The sequence below is a fragment of the Bacillus sp. es.036 genome, from assembly GCF_002563635.1.
Lineage (GTDB): Bacteria > Bacillota > Bacilli > Bacillales > Guptibacillaceae > Guptibacillus.
In genome coordinates, this window is record NZ_PDIZ01000001.1 from 1,109,263 (window position 1) to 1,134,923 (window position 25,661).

Below are 25,661 nucleotides of genomic sequence, written 5' to 3' on the forward strand. Positions count from 1 at the left end.
ATAGATTTCTTCCTTTCTTTTTAGAAGTAAAAAGGTTAGGGTATAATAAAAGAAATGATTTTATTGGATGAGAGGAGTTCTCACATTAATGGCACAAGAGAAGCAAGTGTTTTCAATTGATTGGGCTGGTCGCGAATTGTCAGTTGAGATTGGTCAGCTGGCGAAGCAGGCGAGCGGTGCAGCATTGATTCGCTACGGCGATACGGCTGTACTAGCAACGGTTACAGGTTCTAAGGAGCCGAAAGACCTTCCGTTTTTCCCACTAACGGTTAATTATGAAGAACGATTATATGCAGTAGGTAAAATTCCTGGAGGCTTCATCAAGCGTGAAGGCCGTCCAAGTGAAAAGGCAATTCTTGCGAGTCGTTTAATTGATCGCCCGATTCGTCCTTTATTCCCAGATGGTTTCCGTAATGAAGTTCAAGTAGTGAGCACAGTTATGAGCGTGGATCAGAACTGTTCTTCCGAGATGGCAGCAATGTTCGGCTCATCTCTAGCACTTGGAATTAGTGATCTTCCATTTGATGGTCCGATTGCGGGTGTTCTCGTTGGACGCATCGACGGTAAGTTCGTCGTAAATCCTAATGTTGATCAGCTTGAACAAAGTGACATTCATTTAACAGTTGCAGGTACGAAAGATGCAATCAATATGGTTGAAGCTGGCGCTGAAGAAGTACCAGAAGAAACGATGCTGGAAGGTATTCTATTCGGACATCAGGAAATTAAGCGTCTGATTTCTTTCCAAGAACAAATCATCGAAGCTGTAGGAAAAGAAAAACGTGAAGTCATTCTGAAAAAAGCAGACGAAACGCTTGAAGCTAAGCTTAGTGAGGAATACCTTACTGATATTCAAGAAGCTGTAAAAGTGATTGAAAAGCATGCAAGACAAGAAGCGATCGATGCTGTCATGACGCGTGCAACGGAAGCCTATGAAGAAAGTGAAGAATATAGCGCTGAAGAAGTGAAATCAATTTTAAATAGCTTTGTGAAGCAAGAAGTTCGTCGCTTAATTTTGAAGGATAAAGTAAGACCAGACGGACGTGGCGTTGATGAAATTCGCCCGCTTGATTCCGAAGTCGGTATCCTTTCAAGAACACACGGCTCAGGCTTGTTCACTCGTGGACAAACTCAAGCGCTTAGCATTTGTACCCTTGGCGCACTCGGAGACGTTCAAATTCTTGACGGTCTTGGTACAGAAGAATCGAAGCGATTCATGCACCACTATAACTTCCCTAAATTCAGCGTTGGTGAAACTGGCCCAATGCGTGGACCAGGTCGTCGTGAGATTGGTCACGGTGCTCTCGGTGAGCGTGCTCTTGAGCAAGTTATCCCAACAGAAAAAGATTTCCCTTACACAATTCGTCTTGTATCTGAAGTGCTTGAATCAAACGGCTCAACTTCACAGGCAAGCATCTGTGCAAGTACGCTTGCGATGATGGATGCTGGTGTCCCAATTAAAGCACCAGTTGCTGGTATTGCAATGGGACTTGTTAGTGATGGAGAAGATGTAACAGTACTTACAGACATCCAGGGCATGGAAGATGCACTTGGTGACATGGACTTTAAAGTTGCTGGAACAGAGCAAGGTGTAACGGCGCTTCAAATGGATATCAAAATTTCAGGAATCAATGAAGACATCCTTCGTCAAGCGCTTGAACAGGCTAAAAAAGGTCGTCTTGCAATTCTTGAAAACATGATGAGTGCAATCAACGAACCTCGTACAGAGCTTTCTGCGTATGCACCGAAGATCTTGACAATGTCAATTAAACCAGATAAGATCCGCGACGTAATTGGACCAAGCGGTAAAATCATCAATAAAATCATTGAAGAAACTGGCGTAAAAATTGATATTGAGCAGGACGGTTCAATCTTTATTTCTTCTACTGAGCAAGAGATGAACGCAAAAGCGAAGAAAATCATCGAAGATCTTGTGAGAGAAGTTGAAGTTGGCACAACTTACCTTGGTAAAGTGAAACGAGTAGAGAAATTTGGCGCATTCGTTGAGCTATTTGCTGGGAAAGAAGGCCTTGTTCATATTTCTGAACTGGCTGAAGAACGTACAAACAAAGTAGAAGATGTTGTCTCGATCGGTGATGAAATTATGGTTAAAGTAAAAGAAATCGATAAGCAGGGACGCGTCAACTTATCACGCAAAGAGATCTTAAAAGAACAGCGTGAACGTGAAGAACAAAGTCAAAAGAGTTAAGGAATTCGGCTGAGGCCGGATTCTTTTTTTATTTTCAGTGATTGATGCTGAATCGCTGACTAATTGCCTCCTTGTATAAACCCTAGTTCTAGAGCTTGCCCCATCAACATACTTTTTTACAAAAGGGGGCAGATGAATGAAGAAATCCTGGGTTCAATTCATTGTGTTTATTATGATCTTAGGCGTAGCAGCAGGTTCACTTCAGAACCCCTACACATCAATGTATTTAACTGATTTAAAAGAGCAAGCGACAATCAACGTTAACGGAAGTCCGTTATATAATGAAATTTTACAAGCGAAGGAACGAATGGATATTCCACCTGCGAATGCGGTAGTTGATCGTGTGTGGAAAGGCATTCCTGGATATAATGGAATCATGGTTGATGCAGAACAGTCTTACGCAAAAATGAAAGGAAAGGCCTTTGATGAAGAGATGCTTGTAAGAAAAGAAGTCAAGCCTGATATTCAGTTAGATGATCTCGAACCTACTGCCGTTTACAAAGGAAATCCAAATAAGCCAATGGTCGCCTTTATGATTAATGTGGCATGGGGGGAAGAGTATTTACCTGACATGCTACAACAATTTAAAAAATATAACGCGCACGCAACTTTTTTTCTCGATGGCTCCTGGGCAAAGAAAAACCCTGATATGGTACGCATGATTGATGAAGAAGGTCATGAAATTGGGAACCATGCTTATTCTCATCCTGACTTAAAACAGTTAAGCGATGCGGCCATTCGTAAAGAGCTTGAAGATACAAATCAAGTGATTGAAGCAACTCTTGATAAAAAGCCTGTTGTTTTTGCCCCTCCAAGTGGAAGTTATGCAAATAATGCTGTGAAAATTGCCGATGAACTTGGGATGCAAACGGTGTTATGGTCAGTTGATACAGTCGATTGGAAAAAACCTGCCCCACAAGCCTTAACAGCAAAGGTGTTACAAAATATACACGCAGGAGCACTTATTTTGATGCATCCAACTGAACCAACAGAGAAAAGTTTAGAAGCACTCATTCGGGGAGTTGAAAAAAGAGGCTATCAGTTAGGAACAGTCTCACAAGTGTTAGATTCGAAGCGGGTGGAGAAAAGGTGATGGAATTGTGTCAATTCTACATTAATGATATAGTGATTTTGGAGTGTTACGAAACATAATGGTTCGATACAGGAGGAACAAGCTTGATAAATAAAGTAACGTGCAAAAATGGTGTAAGAGTAGTGTTAGAAAATATTCCAACAGTTCGATCGGTTGCGATCGGGATATGGATTGGAACTGGATCTCGTTTTGAACCTAAAGAATTAAACGGCGTCTCGCATTTTCTTGAACATATGTTTTTTAAGGGGACAGAGAAGCGTAGCGCAAAAGAAATCGCTGAATCATTTGATAGCATTGGCGGTCAAGTTAATGCGTTTACATCCAAAGAGTATACGTGTTACTACGCAAAAGTTCTTGATGAGCATGCAGATTATGCACTTGACGTGTTAACGGATATGTTTTTCCAGTCAACGTTTGAAGCAGGTGAGCTTGCGAAAGAGAAGAACGTTGTGCATGAAGAAATCAAAATGTACGAAGATACGCCAGATGATATTGTTCATGATATGCTCAGTCAAGCAAGCTATGGTGACCATGAGCTTGCGATGCCAATTCTAGGGACAGAAGAAACGTTAAAAGATTTTTCTGGAGATACGCTTCGCGAGTACATGCAAACGCACTATACCCCTGACAACATCGTCGTCTCCATTGCTGGGAATATTGACGAATCCTTTATGCAAAAAGTTGAAGCGGCTTTTGAGCACTGGGAAACACCTGCAGGAAAACCTGAAGTACAGGCACCAGTCTTTCATTCTGGCCAAATCGCTCGCAAAAAAGAAACAGAGCAAGCTCACTTATGCTTAGGATATGCTGGGTTGCCGTTTGGCACAGATGATATTTATAGTTTAATCGTCATGAATAATGTGCTTGGTGGGAGCATGAGTAGTCGTCTCTTCCAGGATGTGCGGGAGGATCAAGGTCTTGCTTACTCGGTGTTCTCGTACCATTCTGCTTATCAAGATAGCGGCTTGTTAACGATTTATGCTGGAACGGCTCAAAACCAGCTTGATCGTCTATATGAAACGATTCAGAAAACACTTCAGGACTTTAAACGTGGTGGAATCACTTCAAAAGAGTTAAAGAACTGTAAAGAGCAGCTAAAAGGAAACTTAATGCTTAGTCTTGAAAGCACAAATAGCCGAATGAGTCGGAACGGTAAAAATGAATTGTTGTTAAACCAGCATCGCTCTCTCGATGATATTATTACAAATATCGAAAGCGTTAATCATGAAAAAGTAAACAATATGATTCAGTCCATGTTTACAGATGAATTTTCAAGTTCCCTCATTAGCCCTAATGGCAAATTGCCAAGCAGCATGAAATCATAAGAGAGATCCCGCCTAAATAAGGCGGGTTTTTTCATGTCTTCCATGAAAGACTCTTTCATAGACTAAGATTATCAACCAGTGTAGAAGGGGGACGGTATTATGAGATTAAGTCAACTTAGTGGGAAAGAGCTTATTGATATTGAAAAAGGACGAAAGCTCGGGGTGTTGGGACAGACGGATCTCCTATTTGATGAAAAAACAGGATTATTGAAAGAATTAATCATTCCAAAATCTTCATGGATGGGACTCAAACGAAAGGACCAGGAGATCTCAATACCGTGGGAACATATCGAAACAATTGGGAGAGATATGATTATTTTGCAAAACAATCAGAAGGAATAAAACTGGTACTCTTATCGATTCACCAAGCGGGCATACCCCACATAGAATGTTGAGAAATTACAATAATCCCCGTAGTAAGACGTGGAAAAGGAAAGGGGAGGAACGATGCTAACGAATCAACATATCGCTGTCATTGGCGGTGATGCCCGCCAGCTTGAAATTATTCGGAAGCTGACTGAATTAAATGCGGATTTGTATTTAATCGGCTTCGACCAGCTTGATCACGGATTTACCGGTGCAACCAAATGTACATTAGATGAAGTAAAGCTAAATACCCTTGATGCAATTGTCCTTCCAGTGAGTGGAACTACGATCGAAGGAGAAGTCGATACGATTTTCTCTAATGAAAAAGTTGTATTAACAGCTGATCAGTTAAAACAAACGCCAGAACACTGTACGATTTATAGCGGGATTAGCAACAGTTGTTTAGATAAAATGGTCACTGAAGCATCGAGAACGTTAATTCGCTTATTTGAACGAGACGATGTTGCCATTTATAATTCCATTCCAACAGTTGAAGGAACGGTCATGATGGTAATTCAACATACAGATATTACAATTCATCAATCCAACATCGCTGTACTTGGCCTTGGACGTGTAGGAATGTCTGTTGCGAGAACTTTCGATGCACTTGGAGCGAATGTTAGCGTAGGGGCAAGAAAGCCGGAGCATATTGCACGCATTACAGAGATGGGACTAAAGCCATTTCATTTATCAGATCTAGCGAACCAAGTATCAAATCTAGATGTGTGCATCAACACCATTCCGGTTCAAATCGTCACGTCACAAGTAATCGCCAAAATGCCAGGTCATACGCTCGTCATCGATCTTGCTTCAAAACCAGGTGGTACAGATTTTCGCTATGCTGAAAAGCGAGGAATTAAAGCACTTCTTGCGCCAGGACTTCCTGGTATCGTGGCCCCGAAAACCGCAGGGAAAATTATCGCAAATGTTCTGACGCAGTTATTAATTGAGCGGTCTCAGAATGGAAAGGAGAACACGCCATGAGTTTGAAAGGAAAACACATTGGGTTTGGTTTAACAGGTTCACATTGTACGTATGATGCGGTTGTTCCTCAAATCGAAGAACTTGTTCAATTAGGTGCGAAGGTCACTCCATTTGTCTCCCACACGGTTATGAATACAAACACACGCTTTGGGGAAGGGGAAAACTGGATCGCTCGTATTGAAGAAATAACAGGTAATGAAGCAGTTAATTCAATCGTAAAGGCCGAGCCGTTTGGTCCCAAAACACCACTAGACTGCATGGTGATCGCTCCAATAACAGGGAACTCCATTAGTAAATTTGCGAATGCGATGACTGAGTCTCCGGTATTGATGGGGGCAAAAGCAACTTTACGTAATGAAAAACCAGTTGTGTTAGGTATTTCCACCAACGACGGACTTGGACTAAACGGTACGAATATTTTAAGGTTGATGTCCACAAAGAACATTTATTTTATCCCATTTGGCCAGGACGATCCGGTGAAAAAACCAAACTCGTTGGTCGCTCGTATGCCTTCATTAAGAGAAACGGTGGAAAAAGCCATTCTCGGCAGACAGCTTCAGCCAGTTCTAATCGAAAGGTATTTGGATTAACCAATTGATTTATCTTTCTTTAGAATAGGTTTATGATAGAATAGAGAATAAAATCACTAAGAATGGGGAGAAACCTCGGTTTCTCCTTCTGTTGTGATGGATTTTGAATGGAATATGGGAGGAGAATAAGTCATGAGCGGGAAAAAATATCATGTAGCAGTAGTTGGAGCAACAGGGGCAGTCGGACAACAAATGATCAAAACACTAGAGGAACGAGACTTTCCGATATCGACCTTAACGCTCCTTTCATCATCGCGTTCAGCTGGTAAGAAAGTTACCTTCAAAGGGCAAGAGCTAACCGTAAAGGAAGCAACACCTGAAGCGTTTGAAGGGGTTCAGCTCGCCTTATTTAGTGCTGGTGGCAGTGTATCAAAAGCACTTGCACCAGAAGCTGTTAAACACGGAGCAATCGTTGTGGATAATACAAGCGCATTTCGCATGGACCCGGAAGTCCCTCTTGTTGTACCCGAGGTAAACGAAGGGGACTTAAATGATCATAAGGGAATTATCGCAAATCCCAACTGCTCTACTATTCAGATGGTCGCAGCACTTGAACCACTGAAACAAGCATATGGCCTTACTAAAATTATTGTTTCTACTTATCAAGCCGTTTCAGGTGCAGGTGCAAATGCCGTAACTGAAATGAAAGAGCAGTCTCAAGCGGTGCTAAATGGTGAAAACTATGAACCACAAATATTGCCAGTTAAAGGCGATAAGAAGCACTATCCGATCGCTTTCAATGCCATCCCACAAATCGATGTATTTGAAGAAAACGGATTTACTTATGAAGAAATGAAAATGATAAATGAAACAAAGAAAATCATGCATGATGCTGAGCTTCATGTTGCAGCGACTTGCGTTCGTCTTCCAATTGAAACGGGCCACGCTGAATCGGTTTATGTTGAAATTGGAAAGGAAGATGTGAGCGTAGAAGATGTAAAAGAGCTCATGAAAAATGCGCCTGGTGTTACGCTGAAAGATGACCCTGCAAACCAGGTTTACCCAATGCCAGTTGATGCGGTAGGCAAATCAGACGTTTTTGTCGGTCGCATCCGAAAAGATTTAAATCAAAAAAATGGCTTCCATATGTGGATTGTCTCTGATAATCTACTGAAGGGGGCGGCATGGAATTCCGTGCAAATTGCTGAAAGCCTATCCGACCTAAATATTTTGAAATAGACATAAGAAGGTGTTCTGAATGAAAGTCATCGTGCAGAAGTTTGGCGGTACTTCATTAAAAAGTGAAGACGGCAGACTGAGAGCTGTTAACCATATTAAAGACGCAGTGAACGATGGATATAAAGTTGTTGTCGTTGTTTCTGCAATGGGACGTAAAGGCGATCCCTATGCAACCGACACGCTTCTAGGCCTCATTGGCGACCGAGATCGAAAAGTAACTTCTAGAGAGTATGATTTGCTTGTATCATGTGGCGAAAGCATCTCCTCTGTTGTTTTTTCCAATCTCCTTTTAAATGAAGGTTTGAAAGCAACAGCCTATACTGGTGGTCAGGCTGGATTCATGACAACAGCTGAGCATAGCAAAGCTAGAATTTTGGAAATGAAGTCTGAACGTTTGATGGAAGAGTTAAAGCTCATGGATGTTGTTGTCGTAACAGGCTTTCAGGGTGTTACAAAAGATGGTGATGTAACGACGCTTGGCCGTGGCGGTAGTGACACGTCAGCAGCCGCACTTGGTGCTGCTCTTTCGGCTGAATGGGTTGATATCTTTACCGATGTGGAAGGCATTATGACGGCTGATCCAAGAATTGTGGAAAAAGCCAGACCGCTTTCGATCGTAACCTATAATGAAGTATGCAACATGGCGTATCAAGGAGCGAAGGTTATTCATCCGCGCGCCGTTGAAATTGCGATGCAGGCAAAAATCCCGCTAAGAATTCGTTCAACGTATTCCTCGTCGACTGGAACCTTGGTCACATCTGCGACTGGAAAACCCACGGGTGAACAAGTTATAGACCGGCTCATTACGGGTATTGCTCATGTGAGTGGCGTTACACAAATTAAAGTGTATGCGAAAGAAGGACAATACGACCTTCAATCGCGTGTATTTAAAGCGATGGCACTTGAAGGGATTAGCGTGGACTTTATTAATATTAGCTTAACGGGTGTTGTGTACACCGTCATGGAAGAAATGACGGAGCGCGCCGTGGTCACGCTAAATAACATGGGTTATGAGCCAGAAGTCATCGAAAATTGTGCAAAGGTTTCAGCAGTTGGTGCTGGCATGAGCGGTGTGCCGGGCGTAACGGCAAAGATTGTCGAGTCATTAGCGGTAGAAAACATTGATATTTTGCAATCAGCTGATTCTCATACAACAATCTGGGTGCTCGTGAGACAGCGTGATCTTTCAGCAGCTGTGAACGCCCTCCATGAAACATTTAACCTTCATCTGGATCCAGCGCAAGAAGTGGAACAGATGATGGATCAGCTTTAAGTGAAAGGCAAGGAGTGAACGAGATGAATTTTGGAAAAGTACTTACGGCAATGGTGACCCCATTTGATCGTAAAGGATACGTTGATTTTGCTAAAACAGAGCAACTTATCAACTATTTAATCAATAATGGAACAGATGGACTTGTTGTAGCAGGTACCACTGGTGAATCACCAACGCTTTCTTCGGAAGAGAAAGTAGCGCTCTTTAAGCATTCGGTGAAAGTGGCGGACGGAAGAGTACCAATTATTGCAGGAACAGGCAGTAATAATACGCATGCGTCGATCGAATTAACGAAAAAAGCAGAAGCTGTAGGTGTCGATGCGATTATGATCGTAGCGCCTTACTATAGCAAACCTGGCCAAAAAGGTCTTTATGAGCATTTTAAAGCGATCGCTGAGTCAACGAAGCTTCCCGTTATGATCTATAACATTCCAGGTCGCTCTGTTGTGAACATGACTGCAGACACGATTGTTGAGCTATCAAAAATTAGCAACATTGTCTCAGTAAAAGAAGCGAGCGGTGATCTTGATCAAATTACTGACATCATTACCCGTACAGAAGCGTCTTTCTCTGTTTATAGCGGAGACGATGGCTTAACGTTACCGATCTTATCAGTAGGTGGGGATGGCGTCATTTCAGTAGCTTCACACGTTCTTGGCAATGAAATGCAACAAATGGTTTCTGCTTATGAATCTGGTGAGGTGAAAGAAGCAGCATCGATCCATCAACGAATTTTACCAATTATGAATGAACTCTTTAAGGCACCAAGCCCATCTCCTGTGAAAACAGCCCTTCAATTAAAAGGAATGGATGTTGGGAGTGTTCGTTTGCCGATGGTTCCTCTAACAGCAGAAGAACGCTCATCGCTTGCGGCAGCGCTAAATAAATAAGGAAATGAAACGGACGCAGCTGCGTCCGTTTTTTTCGTTATAAAACAGTAAATCGAATTACTCATTGTTTCGCTTTTTCGGATGAATGGTAAAATCACCTCTCGTTCATACTACTAGTACCAGAGTAAGGAAGGGGTACCAGTATGAACAGTGAGTATCGTAATGAAAACCCGGGGCAGGAGCCCGATCCAAAAAAAGATGATCAATCAAAATCAACGTTAGTGGATAAAATCCAGCAGCTAGGACAAACGAACGTCCCTAGTATGGATCAGTCCAATATTCATTGTTTAACGATCATTGGTCAAATAGAAGGGCATGTGCAGCTCCCACCACAGAATAAAACAACGAAGTATGAGCACCTTATTCCACAAATTGTCGCGATCGAGCAAAACCCAAAAATCGAAGGCGTGTTAATTCTTCTAAATACAGTAGGGGGCGATGTGGAAGCAGGACTCGCCATATCTGAGATGATCGCATCTCTCTCAAAACCGTCGGTATCGATCGTTCTCGGAGGCGGACATTCTATTGGTGTTCCAATCGCGGTTGCGGCGAACCATTCTTTTGTTGCTGAAACGGCAACGATGACGATTCACCCTGTGCGTTTGACCGGCTTAGTGATCGGTGTCCCGCAAACATTTGAGTATTTAGATAAGATGCAAGAGCGTGTGGTAAGTTTTGTTACGAGGCATTCGAATATTACTGAAGAGAAATTTAAAGAACTAATGTTTTCACGAGGAAATTTGACGAGGGATATTGGAACAAACGTTGTCGGAGATGATGCGGTAAGCTACGGTTTAATTGATGAGGTTGGTGCCGTAGGACCAGCGATGAAAAAGCTAAATGAGTTAATTGAAGAATACAAAGGCAAACAAGAGGGTGACATTGTCCAATGATTCTTTACACCATTCTCCCGAATGAAGCGGTTTTCCCACCGGACCAGAGCGTGTATGAGCAACAAAAGATCATCGAATGGAATGGCGTACAGTTACTCGTTGAGAGAACATCGCTTACCGAGTGTCGCGTCGTTCAGGTGCTGAGCACAGATCCACAAGACTATTTAAATGACGCTACACAGCCAGGGCAAATGTTAACGTTATCGACCTCTCCGCTGAAATAGAGCCTATAGGAACACGGGAAGATGTGGTATACTAGGAATAGATTGGTGAACAAAAAGCAGCCGGAAATGGCTGCTTTTTTCACCAGCTATGGCTTGTATAGAGGTGAGAAAATGGCAAAACGTAAAAGAAAAAAAGCAACGAAGAAACAGGCCGCCTGGCAGTCACAGGTCAAAATTGAATTTATCGGTTTAACCGTTCTGGCGTTTACCGTTTTAGGTGTTTTGAAAATGGGAGTTGTCGGACGAGCCATTTACCATATGTTTCGTTTTTTTGCAGGAGAATGGTATGGCCTTATTATTGCAGGTCTCGTTCTGTTCGCAGGTTATTTAATTGTGAAGAGGAAGCTCCCGTCGTTCTGGTCAAGGAGATTGGCTGGATTTTATTTGCTTGGAACGTCCTTTTTATTGTTAAGTCACGTTGGCTTATTTGAAACGCTGTCTCGTGAAGGACAGTGGGATAGTCCATCGGTTATCGCCAATACATATGAACTCTTCAGAATGGATGTTAGCGATCCATCAGAATCTAGTCCGCTCGGCGGTGGCATGATCGGTGCGCTTCTCTTTGCTTTTTGCTACAGACTATTTGACGCAACAGGAACGCAGCTGATGGCGTTTCTAATGATTTTACTTTCTTTCGTTCTCATTACAGGGAAGTCTTTCAGCGATGTGCTAGGAAAAGCGCTCGACTGGGTAAAGAACTTTGTCCTAAACACATATGATGAAGCGAAATCTCTTCTATCTGAAAGCAAGAATGCAAGGAGAGAAAAGAAAGAACAGCGTGCTGCTTTAAGAGAGCAAGAATCGTCGATTGAGCCAGAAGAAACGTATGATGTTTCTGAAGCACCAAAGAATGCTCAAGAAGAAGAAGCACCATTTGAACCTGAAATACGAACCTTTACAGAAAGTGCTTATCCAACGCAGGCCGAACCACCTGTTGAGAAAGAAGCGACAGAAGGAAGCGAGTCGAATAAGGAAACAGCAGATGGTACGCCAATTCAATCATTAACGGTGGGAGAATTGGAAAACAAGGATTATCTTCTTCCATCCCTTTCATTACTTCAGCCGCCAAAGAAGGTGTCACAGGACAATGAACGTCAGCAAATTTCTGCGAACGCACGTAAATTAGAAAAGACGTTTGAGAGTTTTGGTGTAAAAGCAAAAGTGATGAAAGTTCATTTAGGACCAGCTGTTACCAAATATGAAGTTTACCCCGATACGGGTGTGAAGGTAAGTAAAATTGTGAATTTAACGGATGACCTTGCCCTTGCGCTTGCCGCAAGAGACCTTCGAATTGAAGCACCGATTCCAGGTAAATCGGCAATCGGAATTGAAGTGCCGAATTCCGAAGTGGCAATGGTGACATTAAGGGAAGTACTTGAATCAAAGGAATACCAGTCTCATGCTTCAAAAGTTGCGATTGGATTTGGTCGCGATATTTCTGGTGAAGCCGTCGTCTCCGATTTATCAAAAATGCCTCACTTACTTGTAGCGGGCGCAACTGGTAGTGGTAAAAGTGTTTGTATTAATGGCATTATTGCAAGCATAATGATGAAAGCGAAGCCGCATGAAGTGAAGATGATGATGATTGACCCTAAGATGGTAGAACTAAATGTCTATAATGGAATCCCCCATCTTTTAGCACCGGTTGTAACGGATCCGAAAAAAGCTTCACAGGCGTTGAAGAAAGTAGTAAGTGAAATGGAGCGCCGTTATGAGCTGTTTTCCCATACTGGTACTAGGAATATTGAAGGCTACAACAATCATATTAAACGCCATAATGAAACGTCAGAAGCGAAGCAACCTTCTTTACCTTATATCGTTGTGATCGTCGATGAGCTAGCAGATTTAATGATGGTAGCTTCTAGTGACGTAGAGGATGCAATTACAAGACTTGCTCAAATGGCGCGTGCAGCGGGCATCCATTTAATTATTGCAACACAGCGACCGTCTGTTGACGTCATCACCGGAGTCATTAAAGCAAATATCCCGTCACGTATTGCGTTTAGCGTTTCTTCAATGACGGATTCTCGAACAATTCTCGATATGGGTGGTGCTGAGAAGCTGCTAGGAAAAGGAGATATGCTCTTCCTTCCTGTTGGAGCAAATAAACCTAAGCGTGTGCAGGGTGCCTTTTTATCAGATGAAGAAGTAGAAGAGCTTGTTGACTTTGTCATCGCCCAGCAAAAAGCGCAGTATCAGGAAGAAATGATTCCGACGGATAAACCGGAAGAAGCACAGCCTGAAGTGGACGATGATTTATATGATGATGCGGTTCAGCTCATTACAGAAATGCAAACGGCATCGGTTTCAATGCTACAAAGAAGATTTCGAATTGGCTATACCCGAGCAGCTAGACTGATTGATGCGATGGAAGCTCGTGGAATCGTTGGACCATATGAAGGCAGTAAGCCTCGTGAAGTACTCATAAGTAAGGAAGAAGAAGCGCAATCTAGCTGATTGCGCTTCTTTTTTTACGTAAGTACAAATAGCTGGTCTAATGTAAAGTGAAAAGCCTTACAACGTTAGAAGTCCTATCATTTAAAATATTGGTAATCGAGCTTTTTTTCAAAAAACTATTTCCTTATCTCCTTGAAAATGGTATAGTTATTGTCGAAATATGACTATTTTTTCAAAAATATTTCAAGCGTGTTTCAAGCCCAATTTTCATTTATATTATTTTTTTGGGCGCCTTGAAAACGCAACCAAACAAAGCATAGCTCGATAGAGAGAAGAGAGAGCGGGCGGCGTTTAAAAAACATGAGGGGGATTAAGATGAAGAAGAAGTACGGTTTTATGTTGTCAGCTGTTTTAGCTGCTGGAACGCTTTTATCTGCTTGTGGGACAAACGATGCGAACAATGAAAGTTCAGGCGGCGGGAGTAGTGAAGGTGAAAGCAACAACTTTAAAGTGGCTATGGTAACAGATACTGGCGGTGTAGATGATAAATCATTTAACCAATCTGCTTGGGAAGGTCTTCAGCAGTTTGGTAAAGATAATGGCCTTGAGGAAGATAAAGGCTACAAATATGTGCAATCCACTGCAGCAAGTGATTACCAACCAAACCTATCAGGTTTGATTCGTGAAGATTATAACTTGATCTTTGGTATTGGATTCCTTATGCAGCAAGACATTCAAACGATTGCGACGCAAAAGCCTGAAGCGCAGCTAGCACTTGTTGATAGTGTTGCGGTTAATGAGAATGATGAGCCGATGGAAAACGTTGCGAGCATTACATTTAAAGAGCATCAAGGATCTTTCCTAGTGGGTGTTATTGCAGGGATGCAGTCTGAATCAAATAAAGTTGGCTTCGTTGGTGGAGTTGACTCTGAATTAATTAAAAAGTTTGAAAGTGGATTTAAAGCAGGAGTGAAATCAGTTAATCCGGATGCTGAGATTTTCACACAGTATGCAGATGATTTCAACGCAGCTGAAAAAGGCCAGCAAATTGCGGCAACGCTTTATGATAAAGGCGCAGATATCATTTATCACGCTGCTGGCGGAACAGGGAATGGCGTGTTCACAGAAGCGAAGAACCGTGCGAAAAATGGAGAGAAAGTTTGGGTAATCGGTGTAGACCGTGATCAGCACGAAGAAGGTATGCCTGAGAACGTAACGCTTACTTCTATGGTAAAGCGTGTTGATACAGCGGTTATTGAAGTTTCCAAGCAGACAATGGATGGTAATTTCCCAGGAGGACAAGTAACGGAATTCGGTCTTGAAGAAGACGGTGTAGGTATTGCTGAAACACAGGAGAACGTTTCTGAAGAAGCACTACAAAAAGTAGAAGAGTATAAAGAGCAAATCCAGAGCGGCGAATTGGAAGTGCCAAGCACTGACGAAGACTACGAAGAATTCGAGAGCTCTCTATAAGGGATCGTCGAACACATTTCCTCTAGTAGGAAAGGCGATCAACTGGAAATCTCACCTACATTATAGCCAAATATGGGACGAAGGCTAGTATTTTCATAGACTAGCCTTTGTTTCATGTTTTGGATAAGGGAGTGGCATCTACATGGAATACGTCATTGAAATGAGGAATATCCGTAAAGAATTTCCTGGTATTGTTGCAAACGACAATATTACGCTTCAGCTAAGAAAAGGAGAAATCCATGCCCTTCTTGGAGAAAACGGCGCTGGGAAATCAACTTTAATGAACGTGCTATTTGGTCTCTATCAACCTGAAAAAGGTGAAATCCACGTTCGAGGTAAAAAGGTAAATATCACAGATCCCAATGTGGCAAATGAGCTTGGGATTGGGATGGTTCACCAGCACTTTATGCTTGTTGAAAAATTCACAGTTACTGAGAACATTATCTTAGGGAATGAACCGACTGCTAAAGGTCAGGTTGACGTTAAGAAAGCCGCAAAAGATGTTGAGGCGATATCGAAGCAATATGGCTTGTCGGTAGATCCGAATGCAAAAATTGAAGATATCTCCGTAGGGATGCAGCAGCGTGTGGAAATTTTAAAAACGCTTTATCGCGGTGCAGATATTTTGATTTTTGATGAACCAACTGCTGTACTAACTCCACAGGAAATCAAAGAGCTTATAGCGATCATGAAAAAGCTGATTTCAGAAGGGAAATCAATTATTCTGATCACTCATAAATTAAAAGAAATTATGGAAGTAAGCGATCGATGTACCGTTATTCGTCGAGGTGTAGGTATCGGAACAGTGGATGTTGCGGACACGAATCAGGATGAACTAGCATCCATGATGGTCGGACGTGAAGTGAACTTTTCAATTCAGAAAAAACCTTCAGAGCCTTCTAATGAAACGCTTGAAATTAGTAGTCTAGTCGTAGAAGATGCTCGAAAAGTTCCTGCTGTGAACGGTATGAATTTATCGGTGCGTGCAGGTGAGATTGTTGGCATAGCAGGTGTCGATGGAAACGGACAATCTGAGTTAATTGAGGCTATTACAGGGTTACGTAAAGCGAAGTCAGGGAGCATTAAACTGAATGGAAAAGACGTAACAAACTGGAAACCGCGACGTGTCACTGAAAGCGGTATAGGACATATTCCCCAGGATAGGCATAAGCACGGGCTTGTTTTAGATTTTTCGATTGGCGAAAATATGGTTCTTCAGACCTATTATAAAAGACCTTTTTCAAGGAATGGCATTTTAAACTTTTCTACTATTATGGATAAAGCAAAATCATTAATTAAAGAGTATGATGTGCGTACCCCAAGTGAGATGACACCTGCAAGGGCCCTTTCTGGTGGTAATCAGCAGAAGGCGATTATTGCGCGTGAAATCGATCGGAGTCCGAATCTATTGATTGCAGCTCAACCAACACGCGGGCTTGATGTTGGGGCGATTGAGTTCATTCACTCGAAACTAGTTGAAGAGCGTGACAAAGGAAAAGCGGTTCTTCTAATTTCCTTTGAACTGGAAGAGATTATGAATGTAAGTGATCGCATCGCCGTGATTTATGAAGGGAAAATTGTTGCCATTGTAAAGCCGGAAGAAACGACAGAGCAAGAGCTTGGTCTCTTAATGGCTGGCGCAAAGCGCAAAAAGGCTGGTGAGACAACATGAAGTTATTAAAAGGGAAATGGGCGAGCATTACTGTACCGCTGCTTTCGGTAGCTCTTGGATTACTCGTCGGTGGGATCATCATGCTTGTGAGTGGCTACAATCCCATTGTAGCGTATGCAGCACTGTTTAACGGGATTTTCTCAAACACGTATGTGTTAGGTGAAACTGTTCGGCAGATGACTCCGCTCATTTTGTCGGGGTTAGCCGTGGCTTTTGCTTTTCGTACAGGGCTTTTTAATATTGGAGTAGAAGGGCAGCTGCTTGTCGGCTGGCTAGCATCTGTTTATATCGGGCTTCAATTTGAAGGGTTAAGTCCTGTAGTTCATATTCCTCTTGCAATTATTGCAGCAGCATTGGCTGGAGCGATTTGGGCCTTTGTACCTGGATTCTTGAAAGCAAAGTATCAAGTTCATGAGGTTATTACAACGATTATGATGAACTACGTTGCTCTTCATGTCGTTAACGCAATTATTCGGACGTATTTACTCGCTCCTGGTGAGCGTACGGATCAAATTAATGCTTCAGCATCGCTTCAATCGCCGTTCTTAGAAGCCATTACTGATTTCTCACGTCTTCACTACGGTTTTGTTGTGGCGATTATTGGAGCGATTATTATGTGGTTCCTTCTATGGAAAACGACGACAGGGTATGAACTACGCTCTGTTGGATTTAACAAATATGCGTCAGAATATGCTGGAATCAATGTGCAACGAAACATCGTTCTTTCTATGGTCATTTCGGGTGCATTTGCTGGAGCAGCAGGAGCGATGGAAGGGCTTGGAACATACGGTTATATGACCGTTATGGCTGACTTTACTGGCGTTGGATTTGACGGAATCGCAGTTGCGCTTTTAGGTGCAAATGGGGCGCTTGGTGTTGTCCTTGCTTCTGCACTGTTTGGTGGGCTTAAAATTGGTGCGCTTAATATGCAGTCAGTTGCTCAGGTGCCAACACAGCTTGTTGAAATCGTGATTGCGATGATTATTTTCTTTGTCGCATCCAGTTACTTGATTCACTGGATCAGCAACAGGGTGAGCAAAAGGGGGAAAATTTAATGGATTTCATGCAGATTCTTCAGCTCATTATTCCTGCCGCTATCTTTTCAGCAGCTCCCCTGATTTTCACGGCTCTTGGAGGAGTATTCAGTGAAAGGTCAGGCGTTGTAAACATCGGACTTGAAGGGTTAATGTTAATGGGTGCTTTCACAGGCGCGCTGTTTACAATCCTTGGCGAGCAATGGGGAATGGGAGCCGCTTCTCCCTGGTTTTCACTAGTCGTTGCGATCATTATCGGCATGCTGTTCTCTTTGCTTCATGCAGTGGCAAGTATTTCGTTTCGAGCCGATCAGGTTGTTAGTGGCGTGGCCCTTAACTTCCTTGCGGCTGGACTTGCCATCTTCCTTGTGAAGAAAATCTTTGATGCAGGGCAAACGCCGATTATTCAAGAACGTATTTATAAAACGGATGTTCCATTTTTAAGCGATATCCCATTTATTGGACCTTTGTTTTTTTCGAGCGCGTATTATACATCTTACATTGCGGTTGCGCTTGCCTTCCTCGTATGGTGGGTTCTCTATAAAACCCCATTCGGTTTACGACTCCGTTCAGTAGGAGAGCACCCTATGGCGGCAGATACGATGGGGATTAATGTGACGAAAATGCGCTATGTAGCGGTTATGCTAAGTGGTGGATTTGCCGGTCTCGGGGGTGCGGTTTACGCGACGTCGATCGCAGGGAACTTTAGCCATGCAACGATTTCTGGACAGGGCTTTATGGCACTAGCCGCGATGATCTTTGGTAAATGGCATCCGCTTGGTGCGATGGGAGCAGCGCTATTCTTTGGTCTTGCTCAATCGCTAAGTATAACCGGCCAACAAATTCCGGGATTAAAAGAAATTCCAGAAGTATATCTTCTTATTTCCCCTTACGTGTTAACGATTCTTGCTCTTGCAGGACTTGTTGGACGAGCGGATGCGCCAAAAGCCATTGGTCAGCCGTATGAAAAAGGGAAGCGATAACGTTTAGAGAAAAGCTCTTCGTGAAAACGGAGGGCTTTTTGTTTTTAGGTAGTGTTTTGTGGTGGGGGAAGGAGCGGTACCAAGAGTATAAAGAACGTGTTCAAATGAAATGCCTCCAGCGCTTGTCGAGGCTAAGCGGGCGCTTCCGCTTTTCTTGATCCAGCTGCAGCCTCCAGACCCTCGGTCACTTCACCTTTCAACCTGAACACAAAGGGCGTGTTCAGGTTGAAAGGCTCCAGTGCCTGCCGGGTCTAACCGGAGGCTTCCGCTTTTCTTGTCCAGCTGCGACTCGCAGAAACTACGATATTTCGCTCTTTCACCAGAACGCAAAAAGCGCGTTCTAGTTCAAGAGCTCCAATATCTCCGTTTCTAACCGCTCGTCTCCGCTTTTCGTTAGATCCAGCTGCAGTGGGCAGACACTCGGTCACTTCACCCTATAACTCGAACACAAAGGGCGTGTTCAATTTATAGGGCTCCAGTGCCTACCGTGTCTAACCGCCCACTTTCGCTTTTCATGATCCAGCTGCAGTGGGCAGGGTCTCGATCGCTTCACCATTTCAAATGAACACAAAGACCGTGTTCTCTTGAAATGCCTCCAGCGCTTGTCGACCCTAACCGCCAACTTTCGCTTTTCTTTTAAAAAGTACTAATTGCTTACACTATGACACATACTATGGTATAAAGGGGGTAAGTTTTACTTTCCTCTAATGGTAAGTAATGGATTTAAAAAAGGAGTGAGGTCAATGGCGATTATCCCTCATGAGAAAACCTCGTGCGGCGGTTTGACGCTACATAGGATCCAGACGGATAAATATAAAACAACGACGGTTGTGGTTCAATTTAAAGCGCGTTTGACGAAGGAGACTGTGACGGAGAGGGCTCTTTTGCCATATGTGTTGCAAAGCGGTACGGAAAACTATTCTTCTTCGAAAGCGGTTCGTACGGAACTTGAGAAGCTTTACGGGGCGACGCTAGGTGTGGATCTTGCCAAGAAGGGTGATTTTCATGTGATGACGTTCCGGATGGACTTCGCGAATGAAAAGTTCCTTTCTGAAGATGAGCCTTTGTTTAAGAAAGCCCTTTCTTTACTTTCAGAAGTGATCATGAATCCTAAGACGGATGGATCTGGCTTCGATTCTTCGATTGTTGATAAAGAAAAGCGGACGATGAAACAGCGTATTCAATCGATTTATGATGATAAAATGCGCTATTCGAACATGAGACTAACGCAAGAAATGTTCCCGAATGAGGCTTTTGGATTGCATATTTACGGAGAAAAAGAAGAAGTGGATCGCGTGACAGCGCAGTCTCTTTATGATTACTATAAAAAAGTTTGTGCAGAAGATGAAATTGACTTTTATTTAGTTGGTGACTTAGAAGGCGTTAATGCTGAAGAAGTTGTAAAAGAGCTTTTCCCGTTTCAAGAACGTAGCGATCGAAAGTCTGAAACAACTGAAAAAGCCTCTCTTGATGTGGAAGAAAAAGAGATCCTTGAAACACAGGAAATCAAGCAAGGGAAGCTTCATATGGGCTTTCGCTCTGGCGTTGGTTATGCGGATGATGAATACTTCGCCCTTCAAGTATTTAATGGCATGTTTGGAGGTTTCTCACACTCCAAGCTTTTTCGGAACGTACGGGAAAAAGAAAGCCTTGCTTATTACGCCGCGTCCCGCTATGAAAGTCATAAAGGCTTAATCATTGTGATGTCTGGCATTGAGTTTAAAAACTTTAAAAAGACTGTTGATATTATTCAAGAGCAGCTTACGGCTATGAGAGAAGGCGACTTCAACGAGGAAGAAATGAAGCAAACAAAAACCATGATTCGCAATCAGCTCCTTGAGACGGTCGATGACGCAAAAGGAATGGTCGAGCTGCTTTATCACGGTGTTGTCTCTCAAAAGCTACGTACAATTGAAGAGTGGCTTGATGGTGTGGAAGCTGTGACAAAAGAAGATATTTTAGCGGTTGCGGATAAGGTTAAGCTTGATACCGTTTATTTCTTAAAAGGCGAGGAGGCTTAATCATGAAAACTATTCCATTTAATCAGTTGCAGGAAACGCTGTATCACCAAACGATGGATAACGGACTTGACGTGTATGTTCTCCCTAAAAAGGGTTTCAATAAAACGTACGCAACGTTTACAACAAAGTACGGATCAGTAGACAATCACTTTGTCCCTTTAAACGGTTCAGAGAATGTGCAAGTGCCAGATGGCATTGCTCACTTTCTTGAGCATAAAATGTTTGAAAAAGAAGACCGTGATGTATTTCAAGATTTTAGTAAGCAGGGTGCGTCTTCGAATGCATTTACATCGTTTACAAGAACCGCTTACTTGTTTTCAACAACTCAGAACGTGATGCAGAACCTTGAAACGCTTGTGAACTTTGTTCAAGATCCGTACTTTAGTGACCAAAGTGTTGAAAAGGAAAAGGGTATTATCGGTCAAGAAATTGAAATGTATAATGATAATTCTGATTGGCGTGCGTATTTTGGTGTCATTGAAAATATGTTCCACCACCATCCGGTTAAAATAGATATTGCTGGAACAATTGAATCTATCGCAAAAATCACGAAAGAATCACTCTATACGTGTTATGAAACGTTCTACCATCCTTCGAACATGGTGTTATTTGTAGTAGGTGCTGTGGAGCCGAATGAAATTATGTCATTTGTGGAGAAAAACCAGGCAGCGAAATCGTATAAAGACCAGCCACCAATTGAACGTTTCTTTGATTCAGAACCAAAGACAGTAGCAGAGAAGAAGAAAGTGTTGCCGATGTCTGTTCAAGTGGCAAAATGCCTCGTTGGATTTAAAGAACCAAATCCAGGACGCCAGGGAAAGGATCTTCTTAAACATGAGCTATCCATCAATCTTGCGCTCGATTTAATGTTTGGTCAGAGTTCAGAGAACTATGAGAAGCTTTACAATGAAGGGCTCATCGATCAAAGTTTTTCATATGATTTTACTGAAGAAGAGAAGTTCGGTTTTTCGATCGTCGGAAGTAACACAAGCTCACCTGATGAGCTTGCGAATCGATTATATGAGATGATTCAATCATTTAAAAATGAATCAGTGGATACCGATCAGCTTGAGCGTATACGCAAGAAAAAAATCGGTAGTTTCTTAAGAGCGTTAAATTCACCAGAGTTTATTGCAAACCAATTTACTCGCTATCGTTTTAACGATATGGATTTATTTGAAGTTGTCCCAATGCTTGAGTCCATTACGGCAAAAGATATTGAAGAGACAATGAAAGGGCACTTTGCAGAAGATTCATTTACTGTCTGTCAAGTCGTTCCAAAAGGTTAAAAAGCACCCAATCGGGTGCTTTTTCATTGAAAGATTTAACGGGAGAGGAAGAGAAGTTATGAAAGAAATATTAATCACTGGAGCGAGTGGGGGTATAGGAAGAGCGATAGTAAAGGATTATGTAAAAAACGGTAACCGTGTTTATGCTCATTACAATACGAATGCTGCCTCTATACAAGAGCTACAAAAGGATGATCCAGAAGCAGATATTTTCCCGGTTCAAGCTAACTTAGCGGAAAAAGATGGCGTAGAAGGTTTAACCGAGAAGGTTGTGAAAGTTGATACGCTTATTCTTAATGCTGGAAATAGCTACTTTGGTTTATTAACCGATATGGCAGGGGAAGAAATTGATGCAATGATTCAACTCCACCTCACATCGTCCATTAAACTTGCGAAGCACTACATTTCCTCGATGGTGCAAAAAAAACAAGGGTCCATTATTGTTGTCTCTTCTGTCTTCGGTGTAACAGGAGCTTCTTGTGAAGTCGTTTATTCTTCCGTAAAAGGTGGTTTAAATGCCTTTGTGAAGGGATTAGCGAAGGAATTAGGGCCAAGCGGTATTCGGGTGAATGCCGTAGCACCAGGTTATATTTCGACGGAGATGAACGCACGGATGACAGAGGACGATGAACACGATTTAATGAACGAAATTCCGATGGGACGATCGGGTGTGCCTGAAGAGGTAGCTTCTTTGATTTCTTTTTTAGATTCGAATCAAGCTTCTTACATAAGCGGTCAAATTATTTCCATTGATGGGGCCTGGCAATAAAAAACGATGCATAATGTCCACTCCTTCGAGACAACATATAGGTGATGACTTGATAAAGGAGGGACATAGATGTCTGTACTAGATAATTTTGAATCATGGAAAGGGTTCTTGCATGACCGCTTAAGTCAAGGCGAACAGCAAGGGCTTTCTCAAGAAGTTGTCTCAGATGTTGCTTATCAGATCGGCGGATACCTTGCTGATGGCGTGAAAGCGAAGAATGAGCAAGAACAGCTTCTTGCCGACCTATGGCATGTAGCAAGTCAAGAAGAACAGCACGCGATCGCAAATATGATGGTTAAGCTTGTTCAAAACGAAAGATAAATGTCGCTTCTAAAGAAGAAGGGTGAACCAACACCCTTCTTTTTCTATGAAAATGTTCAAAAGTTGTAAGAAAAGTAAACAAAATCCCTATTCATCTCTTTTAACCTTTATGAAAATCATTTATGATTAAAGGAACATAGGAAATTTGTGGCTAAAGGAGTTGGCGTATGGAGAAGAAGGAATGGTATCTGGAGTATGAAATACATAAAAATAGGCCGGGTCTTTTAGGCGACGTCGCTTCCCTACTAGGGATGCTCGGTATTAATATCATTACGATCAATGGTGTTGACGATATGCGAAGAGGCCTGCTTCTCCTCGTTGATGAAATTGAGCAAATCGAGCGACTTGAGTCCATTTTAAATACAATGGATAACATTACAGTGACAAAAATGAGAGAACCAAAGTTACGCGATCGTCTTGCAGTACGACACGGAAGATATATCCAGCGTGATGCGGACGATAAAAAAACGTTTCGATTTATTCGAGATGAGCTTGGTTTGCTTGTTGATTTTCTAGCTGAAATCTTTAAACAGGATGGCCACAAACTCGTTGGAATTCGTGGAATGCCGCGAGTTGGAAAAACAGAATCAATTGTTGCTTCTAGCGTTTGTGCAAACAAACGATGGGTATTTTTATCTTCTACGATGTTAAAACAAACAGTTCGCACGCAAATTGCCGACGATGAATTTAATAGCGATCATATTTTTTTAATTGATGGTATCGTGTCTGCCAGAAGAGCTTCAGAGCGGCACTGGCAGGTGCTTCGTGATATTATGAGATTACCGGCAACGAAGGTTGTCGAGCATCCTGATATATTTGTTCAAGAAACAGAGTATACGATGAACGATTTTGATTATATAATTGAATTGCGAGACGATCCGGAACAAGAAATTACATATCAGGTAATTGAGAATCGATCTTCTGGATTTTCAAACTTAGACTTTAACTAATTGGTAGGTGTTTTTCATTGACAGAGCTAGGTCAACGTCTGAAGGACGCTCGAAATGATAAGGGATTATCGCTCGAGGAAATTCAGTCCATCACTAAGATTCAAAAACGCTATCTTCATGCCATTGAAGAAGGAAATTACGAACTGCTTCCAGGTAATTTTTATACGCGTGCATTCATTAAAAACTATGCGGAAGCAGTTGGCCTTCACGGAGATGAATTGCTTGAGGAGTACGCTTCTGAAATTCCAAAAGCAAACGCAGATGTGCCTGAAAGTTTACCACCAAGGAAAATGAGAAGGCCTCAAGCGCCGAGTAAGTCATCTTCTGTATCATCAAAATGGTCTTCCGTGTTTCCATCTGTTCTTGTCGTGTTACTCATTGTAGGTGTCGCAGCGTTAATCTGGTATGTTGTTCAAAGTGGTGACCAGAAGACGAATCAGAACGCAACGACGAATCAGGCGGAGGAGCAAGTGACAAGCGATGAAAACAGCGGCAGTGCTCCAGACTCAGATGAAGTAAGTAACGAAGGTGATGCTTCAAAAGAAGCAACGACTTCTGAAGAAGAGGCAACATCAAAAGAAGATGAAAAAGCAGAGGAAGAAAAAGCTGCTGAAGAAGAAAAAGAGCCAGAAGAAGAAGAAGCCCCTAAGATGGAAATTAAGAAAGTAAAGAGTGATACTGATAATTCTACGTTTGAAATCACAAACGCAGATAAATTTGAAGTAAAGTTAGAAGCATCTGGATCTAGCTGGGTAGGTTTAACGGGGGCGAGTGACAAAAAGTATGTATACGAAAGTCTTGCTAAAGGGAAAAGCGTGACGCAAGATTTATCAAAAGAGTCTTCTGCTACGCTTCGACTCGGAAGTTCTCCTAGCATTGAAGTGTTTGTGAATGGCGAAAAAATTGACATACCAAAAGAACCAGTTGTTCAAAATGTAACCTTTACTTTTGAAAAAGCAGAATAAATCCACAAGGAGTCATCTTTTCAGATGGCTCTTTTCTTTCAATTTTCATTGGTGAAGTTTTCCTTTCTGCATGAAGGAAACAGTGATAGAATAGAATACGATTTAGTGGGGTTGTGACGATCAGCGCACGATCAATAGGTTACATAACATTTAGGAGGAAGACACGTGAATTTGCCTAATAAAATTACCGTTTCACGCATTTTTTTAATTCCTGTTTTTCTAATTTTTCTCCTCGCGCCACTGCCGCTTGGTGAAACTGAAATTGCAGGCACCGTCTTATTGAATTCCCAATTAATTGCAACAGCGATTTTTATTTTCGCATCGGTAACCGATTGGATTGACGGTTACATAGCTAGAAAACATAACCTAGTTACGAATCTTGGGAAATTCCTCGATCCGCTTGCCGATAAACTACTCGTTACTTCAGCGTTTGTTTCACTCGTTGAGCTTGGGGCTGCGCCTGCTTGGATTGTTGTGGTTATTCTTAGCCGTGAATTTGCTGTTACAGGGCTAAGATTAGTTGCTTCTTCTGAAGGAGAAGTACTTGCAGCAAGCAACCTTGGGAAATTGAAAACCTGGATTCAAATCATCGCGATCATTATGCTATTGATTGAGAATGTTCCATTTGAAGCCATTGGCTTTCCTTTTGCAACGATTTCCCTGTGGGCAGCGCTCATTATTACCGTCTATTCGGGATGGGATTACTTCTCGAAGAATAAAGAGGTCCTACTTAAATCACGTTAACACCTTTAGGGAACAGATTA

Annotated in this window: 23 protein-coding genes; all 23 read left to right on the forward strand. The window is 42.3% G+C overall.

All coding sequences use genetic code 11. From position 1 onward, the window contains the following. Positions 1-88 precede the first annotated feature (88 nt). The 23 genes from pnp (at position 89) to pgsA (ending at position 25,641) form a co-directional block, all read left to right on the forward strand. On the forward strand, positions 89-2,206 hold the full coding sequence (gene pnp, locus ATG70_RS05740; RefSeq protein ID WP_098443394.1) for a polyribonucleotide nucleotidyltransferase: 2,118 nt from the start codon (positions 89-91) through the stop codon (positions 2,204-2,206). 136 nt (positions 2,207-2,342) lie between these two features. Beyond that, positions 2,343-3,299: a polysaccharide deacetylase family protein gene (locus ATG70_RS05745; RefSeq protein ID WP_098443395.1), complete on the forward strand. Its 957-nt coding sequence runs from the start codon at positions 2,343-2,345 to the stop codon at positions 3,297-3,299. An 83-nt stretch (positions 3,300-3,382) separates the two neighbouring features. Then, complete coding sequence (locus ATG70_RS05750; RefSeq protein ID WP_098443396.1) at positions 3,383-4,624, forward strand: M16 family metallopeptidase; 1,242 nt, start codon at positions 3,383-3,385, stop codon at positions 4,622-4,624. 99 nt (positions 4,625-4,723) lie between these two features. Further along, complete coding sequence (locus tag ATG70_RS05755; protein ID WP_098443397.1) at positions 4,724-4,966, forward strand: YlmC/YmxH family sporulation protein; 243 nt, start codon at positions 4,724-4,726, stop codon at positions 4,964-4,966. A gap of 105 nt (positions 4,967-5,071) precedes the next feature. Next, positions 5,072-5,974 carry a dipicolinic acid synthetase subunit A gene (gene dpaA, locus ATG70_RS05760; RefSeq protein ID WP_098443398.1) on the forward strand — a complete coding sequence of 301 codons (903 nt, stop codon included), beginning with the start codon at positions 5,072-5,074 and terminating at the stop codon, positions 5,972-5,974. Next, the gene (locus tag ATG70_RS05765) at positions 5,971-6,564 is read left to right on the forward strand and encodes a dipicolinate synthase subunit B (protein ID WP_098443399.1); all 594 of its coding nucleotides are present in this window, start codon (positions 5,971-5,973) and stop codon (positions 6,562-6,564) included. The genes dpaA and ATG70_RS05765 overlap by 4 nt, the downstream gene beginning before the upstream one ends. Positions 6,565-6,696: 132 nt before the next feature. After that, positions 6,697-7,743, forward strand: coding sequence for an aspartate-semialdehyde dehydrogenase (gene asd / locus ATG70_RS05770; protein WP_098443400.1), 1,047 nt, complete (start codon positions 6,697-6,699; stop codon positions 7,741-7,743). Positions 7,744-7,762: 19 nt separating this feature from the next. Next, a complete protein-coding gene (dapG, locus tag ATG70_RS05775) occupies positions 7,763-9,016 on the forward strand; it encodes an aspartate kinase (RefSeq protein WP_098443401.1) in 1,254 nt (417 codons plus the stop codon). Positions 9,017-9,039: 23 nt separating this feature from the next. Further along, entirely contained in the window at positions 9,040-9,906 is an 867-nt protein-coding gene (gene dapA / locus ATG70_RS05780; RefSeq protein ID WP_098443402.1) for a 4-hydroxy-tetrahydrodipicolinate synthase, read from the forward strand. Between the two features lie 143 nt (positions 9,907-10,049). Continuing rightward, complete coding sequence (locus ATG70_RS05785) at positions 10,050-10,799, forward strand: ClpP family protease (RefSeq protein WP_098443403.1); 750 nt, start codon at positions 10,050-10,052, stop codon at positions 10,797-10,799. Continuing rightward, entirely contained in the window at positions 10,796-11,023 is a 228-nt protein-coding gene (locus ATG70_RS05790; RefSeq protein ID WP_098443404.1) for a YlzJ-like family protein, read from the forward strand. Before ATG70_RS05785 ends, ATG70_RS05790 begins: the two co-directional genes overlap by 4 nt. A gap of 111 nt (positions 11,024-11,134) precedes the next feature. Further along, positions 11,135-13,480, forward strand: coding sequence for a DNA translocase FtsK (locus ATG70_RS05795; RefSeq protein WP_098445733.1), 2,346 nt, complete (start codon positions 11,135-11,137; stop codon positions 13,478-13,480). Positions 13,481-13,795: 315 nt separating this feature from the next. Then, complete coding sequence (locus ATG70_RS05800; protein ID WP_098443405.1) at positions 13,796-14,893, forward strand: BMP family lipoprotein; 1,098 nt, start codon at positions 13,796-13,798, stop codon at positions 14,891-14,893. A 142-nt stretch (positions 14,894-15,035) separates the two neighbouring features. Next, on the forward strand, positions 15,036-16,565 hold the full coding sequence (locus tag ATG70_RS05805) for an ABC transporter ATP-binding protein (RefSeq protein WP_098443406.1): 1,530 nt from the start codon (positions 15,036-15,038) through the stop codon (positions 16,563-16,565). After that, a complete protein-coding gene (locus ATG70_RS05810; protein ID WP_098443407.1) occupies positions 16,562-17,620 on the forward strand; it encodes an ABC transporter permease in 1,059 nt (352 codons plus the stop codon). Before ATG70_RS05805 ends, ATG70_RS05810 begins: the two co-directional genes overlap by 4 nt. Continuing rightward, on the forward strand, positions 17,620-18,582 hold the full coding sequence (locus ATG70_RS05815; RefSeq protein WP_098443408.1) for an ABC transporter permease: 963 nt from the start codon (positions 17,620-17,622) through the stop codon (positions 18,580-18,582). The genes ATG70_RS05810 and ATG70_RS05815 overlap by 1 nt, the downstream gene beginning before the upstream one ends. Positions 18,583-19,325: 743 nt before the next feature. After that, a complete protein-coding gene (yfmF, locus tag ATG70_RS05820) occupies positions 19,326-20,603 on the forward strand; it encodes an EF-P 5-aminopentanol modification-associated protein YfmF (protein ID WP_098443409.1) in 1,278 nt (425 codons plus the stop codon). A gap of 2 nt (positions 20,604-20,605) precedes the next feature. Next, positions 20,606-21,892: an EF-P 5-aminopentanol modification-associated protein YfmH gene (gene yfmH / locus ATG70_RS05825; protein WP_098443410.1), complete on the forward strand. Its 1,287-nt coding sequence runs from the start codon at positions 20,606-20,608 to the stop codon at positions 21,890-21,892. A 58-nt stretch (positions 21,893-21,950) separates the two neighbouring features. Then, on the forward strand, positions 21,951-22,661 hold the full coding sequence (gene ymfI, locus ATG70_RS05830) for an elongation factor P 5-aminopentanone reductase (protein WP_098443411.1): 711 nt from the start codon (positions 21,951-21,953) through the stop codon (positions 22,659-22,661). 69 nt (positions 22,662-22,730) lie between these two features. Continuing rightward, complete coding sequence (locus ATG70_RS05835) at positions 22,731-22,982, forward strand: DUF3243 domain-containing protein (protein ID WP_098443412.1); 252 nt, start codon at positions 22,731-22,733, stop codon at positions 22,980-22,982. A 167-nt stretch (positions 22,983-23,149) separates the two neighbouring features. Next, positions 23,150-23,932: a YmfK family protein gene (locus ATG70_RS05840; protein WP_098443413.1), complete on the forward strand. Its 783-nt coding sequence runs from the start codon at positions 23,150-23,152 to the stop codon at positions 23,930-23,932. Between the two features lie 17 nt (positions 23,933-23,949). Further along, on the forward strand, positions 23,950-24,897 hold the full coding sequence (locus tag ATG70_RS05845) for a helix-turn-helix domain-containing protein (RefSeq protein ID WP_098443414.1): 948 nt from the start codon (positions 23,950-23,952) through the stop codon (positions 24,895-24,897). Between the two features lie 165 nt (positions 24,898-25,062). Then, positions 25,063-25,641, forward strand: a complete 579-nt coding sequence (pgsA, locus tag ATG70_RS05850; RefSeq protein ID WP_098443415.1) for a CDP-diacylglycerol--glycerol-3-phosphate 3-phosphatidyltransferase — start codon at positions 25,063-25,065, stop codon at positions 25,639-25,641. Positions 25,642-25,661 lie beyond the last annotated feature (20 nt).

Excerpts from the sequence above, each read along its gene's own strand:
- ATG70_RS05800 (WP_098443405.1), top strand. The coding sequence starts at position 13,796 with ATGAAGAAGAAGTACGGTTTTATGTTGTCAGCTGTTTTAGCTGCTGGA.
- dapG (WP_098443401.1), top strand. The coding sequence starts at position 7,763 with ATGAAAGTCATCGTGCAGAAGTTTGGCGGTACTTCATTAAAAAGTGAA.
- yfmH (WP_098443410.1), top strand. The coding sequence starts at position 20,606 with ATGAAAACTATTCCATTTAATCAGTTGCAGGAAACGCTGTATCACCAA.
- ATG70_RS05815 (WP_098443408.1), top strand. The coding sequence starts at position 17,620 with ATGGATTTCATGCAGATTCTTCAGCTCATTATTCCTGCCGCTATCTTT.
- ATG70_RS05840 (WP_098443413.1), top strand. The coding sequence starts at position 23,150 with ATGGAGAAGAAGGAATGGTATCTGGAGTATGAAATACATAAAAATAGG.
- ATG70_RS05810 (WP_098443407.1), top strand. The coding sequence starts at position 16,562 with ATGAAGTTATTAAAAGGGAAATGGGCGAGCATTACTGTACCGCTGCTT.
- ATG70_RS05795 (WP_098445733.1), top strand. The coding sequence starts at position 11,135 with ATGGCAAAACGTAAAAGAAAAAAAGCAACGAAGAAACAGGCCGCCTGG.
- ATG70_RS05745 (WP_098443395.1), top strand. The coding sequence starts at position 2,343 with ATGAAGAAATCCTGGGTTCAATTCATTGTGTTTATTATGATCTTAGGC.
- dapA (WP_098443402.1), top strand. The coding sequence starts at position 9,040 with ATGAATTTTGGAAAAGTACTTACGGCAATGGTGACCCCATTTGATCGT.
- ATG70_RS05765 (WP_098443399.1), top strand. The coding sequence starts at position 5,971 with ATGAGTTTGAAAGGAAAACACATTGGGTTTGGTTTAACAGGTTCACAT.
- ATG70_RS05785 (WP_098443403.1), top strand. The coding sequence starts at position 10,050 with ATGAACAGTGAGTATCGTAATGAAAACCCGGGGCAGGAGCCCGATCCA.
- pnp (WP_098443394.1), top strand. The coding sequence starts at position 89 with ATGGCACAAGAGAAGCAAGTGTTTTCAATTGATTGGGCTGGTCGCGAA.
- dpaA (WP_098443398.1), top strand. The coding sequence starts at position 5,072 with ATGCTAACGAATCAACATATCGCTGTCATTGGCGGTGATGCCCGCCAG.
- ATG70_RS05755 (WP_098443397.1), top strand. The coding sequence starts at position 4,724 with ATGAGATTAAGTCAACTTAGTGGGAAAGAGCTTATTGATATTGAAAAA.
- yfmF (WP_098443409.1), top strand. The coding sequence starts at position 19,326 with ATGGCGATTATCCCTCATGAGAAAACCTCGTGCGGCGGTTTGACGCTA.
- ATG70_RS05805 (WP_098443406.1), top strand. The coding sequence starts at position 15,036 with ATGGAATACGTCATTGAAATGAGGAATATCCGTAAAGAATTTCCTGGT.
- ATG70_RS05790 (WP_098443404.1), top strand. The coding sequence starts at position 10,796 with ATGATTCTTTACACCATTCTCCCGAATGAAGCGGTTTTCCCACCGGAC.
- ATG70_RS05835 (WP_098443412.1), top strand. The coding sequence starts at position 22,731 with ATGTCTGTACTAGATAATTTTGAATCATGGAAAGGGTTCTTGCATGAC.
- asd (WP_098443400.1), top strand. The coding sequence starts at position 6,697 with ATGAGCGGGAAAAAATATCATGTAGCAGTAGTTGGAGCAACAGGGGCA.
- ymfI (WP_098443411.1), top strand. The coding sequence starts at position 21,951 with ATGAAAGAAATATTAATCACTGGAGCGAGTGGGGGTATAGGAAGAGCG.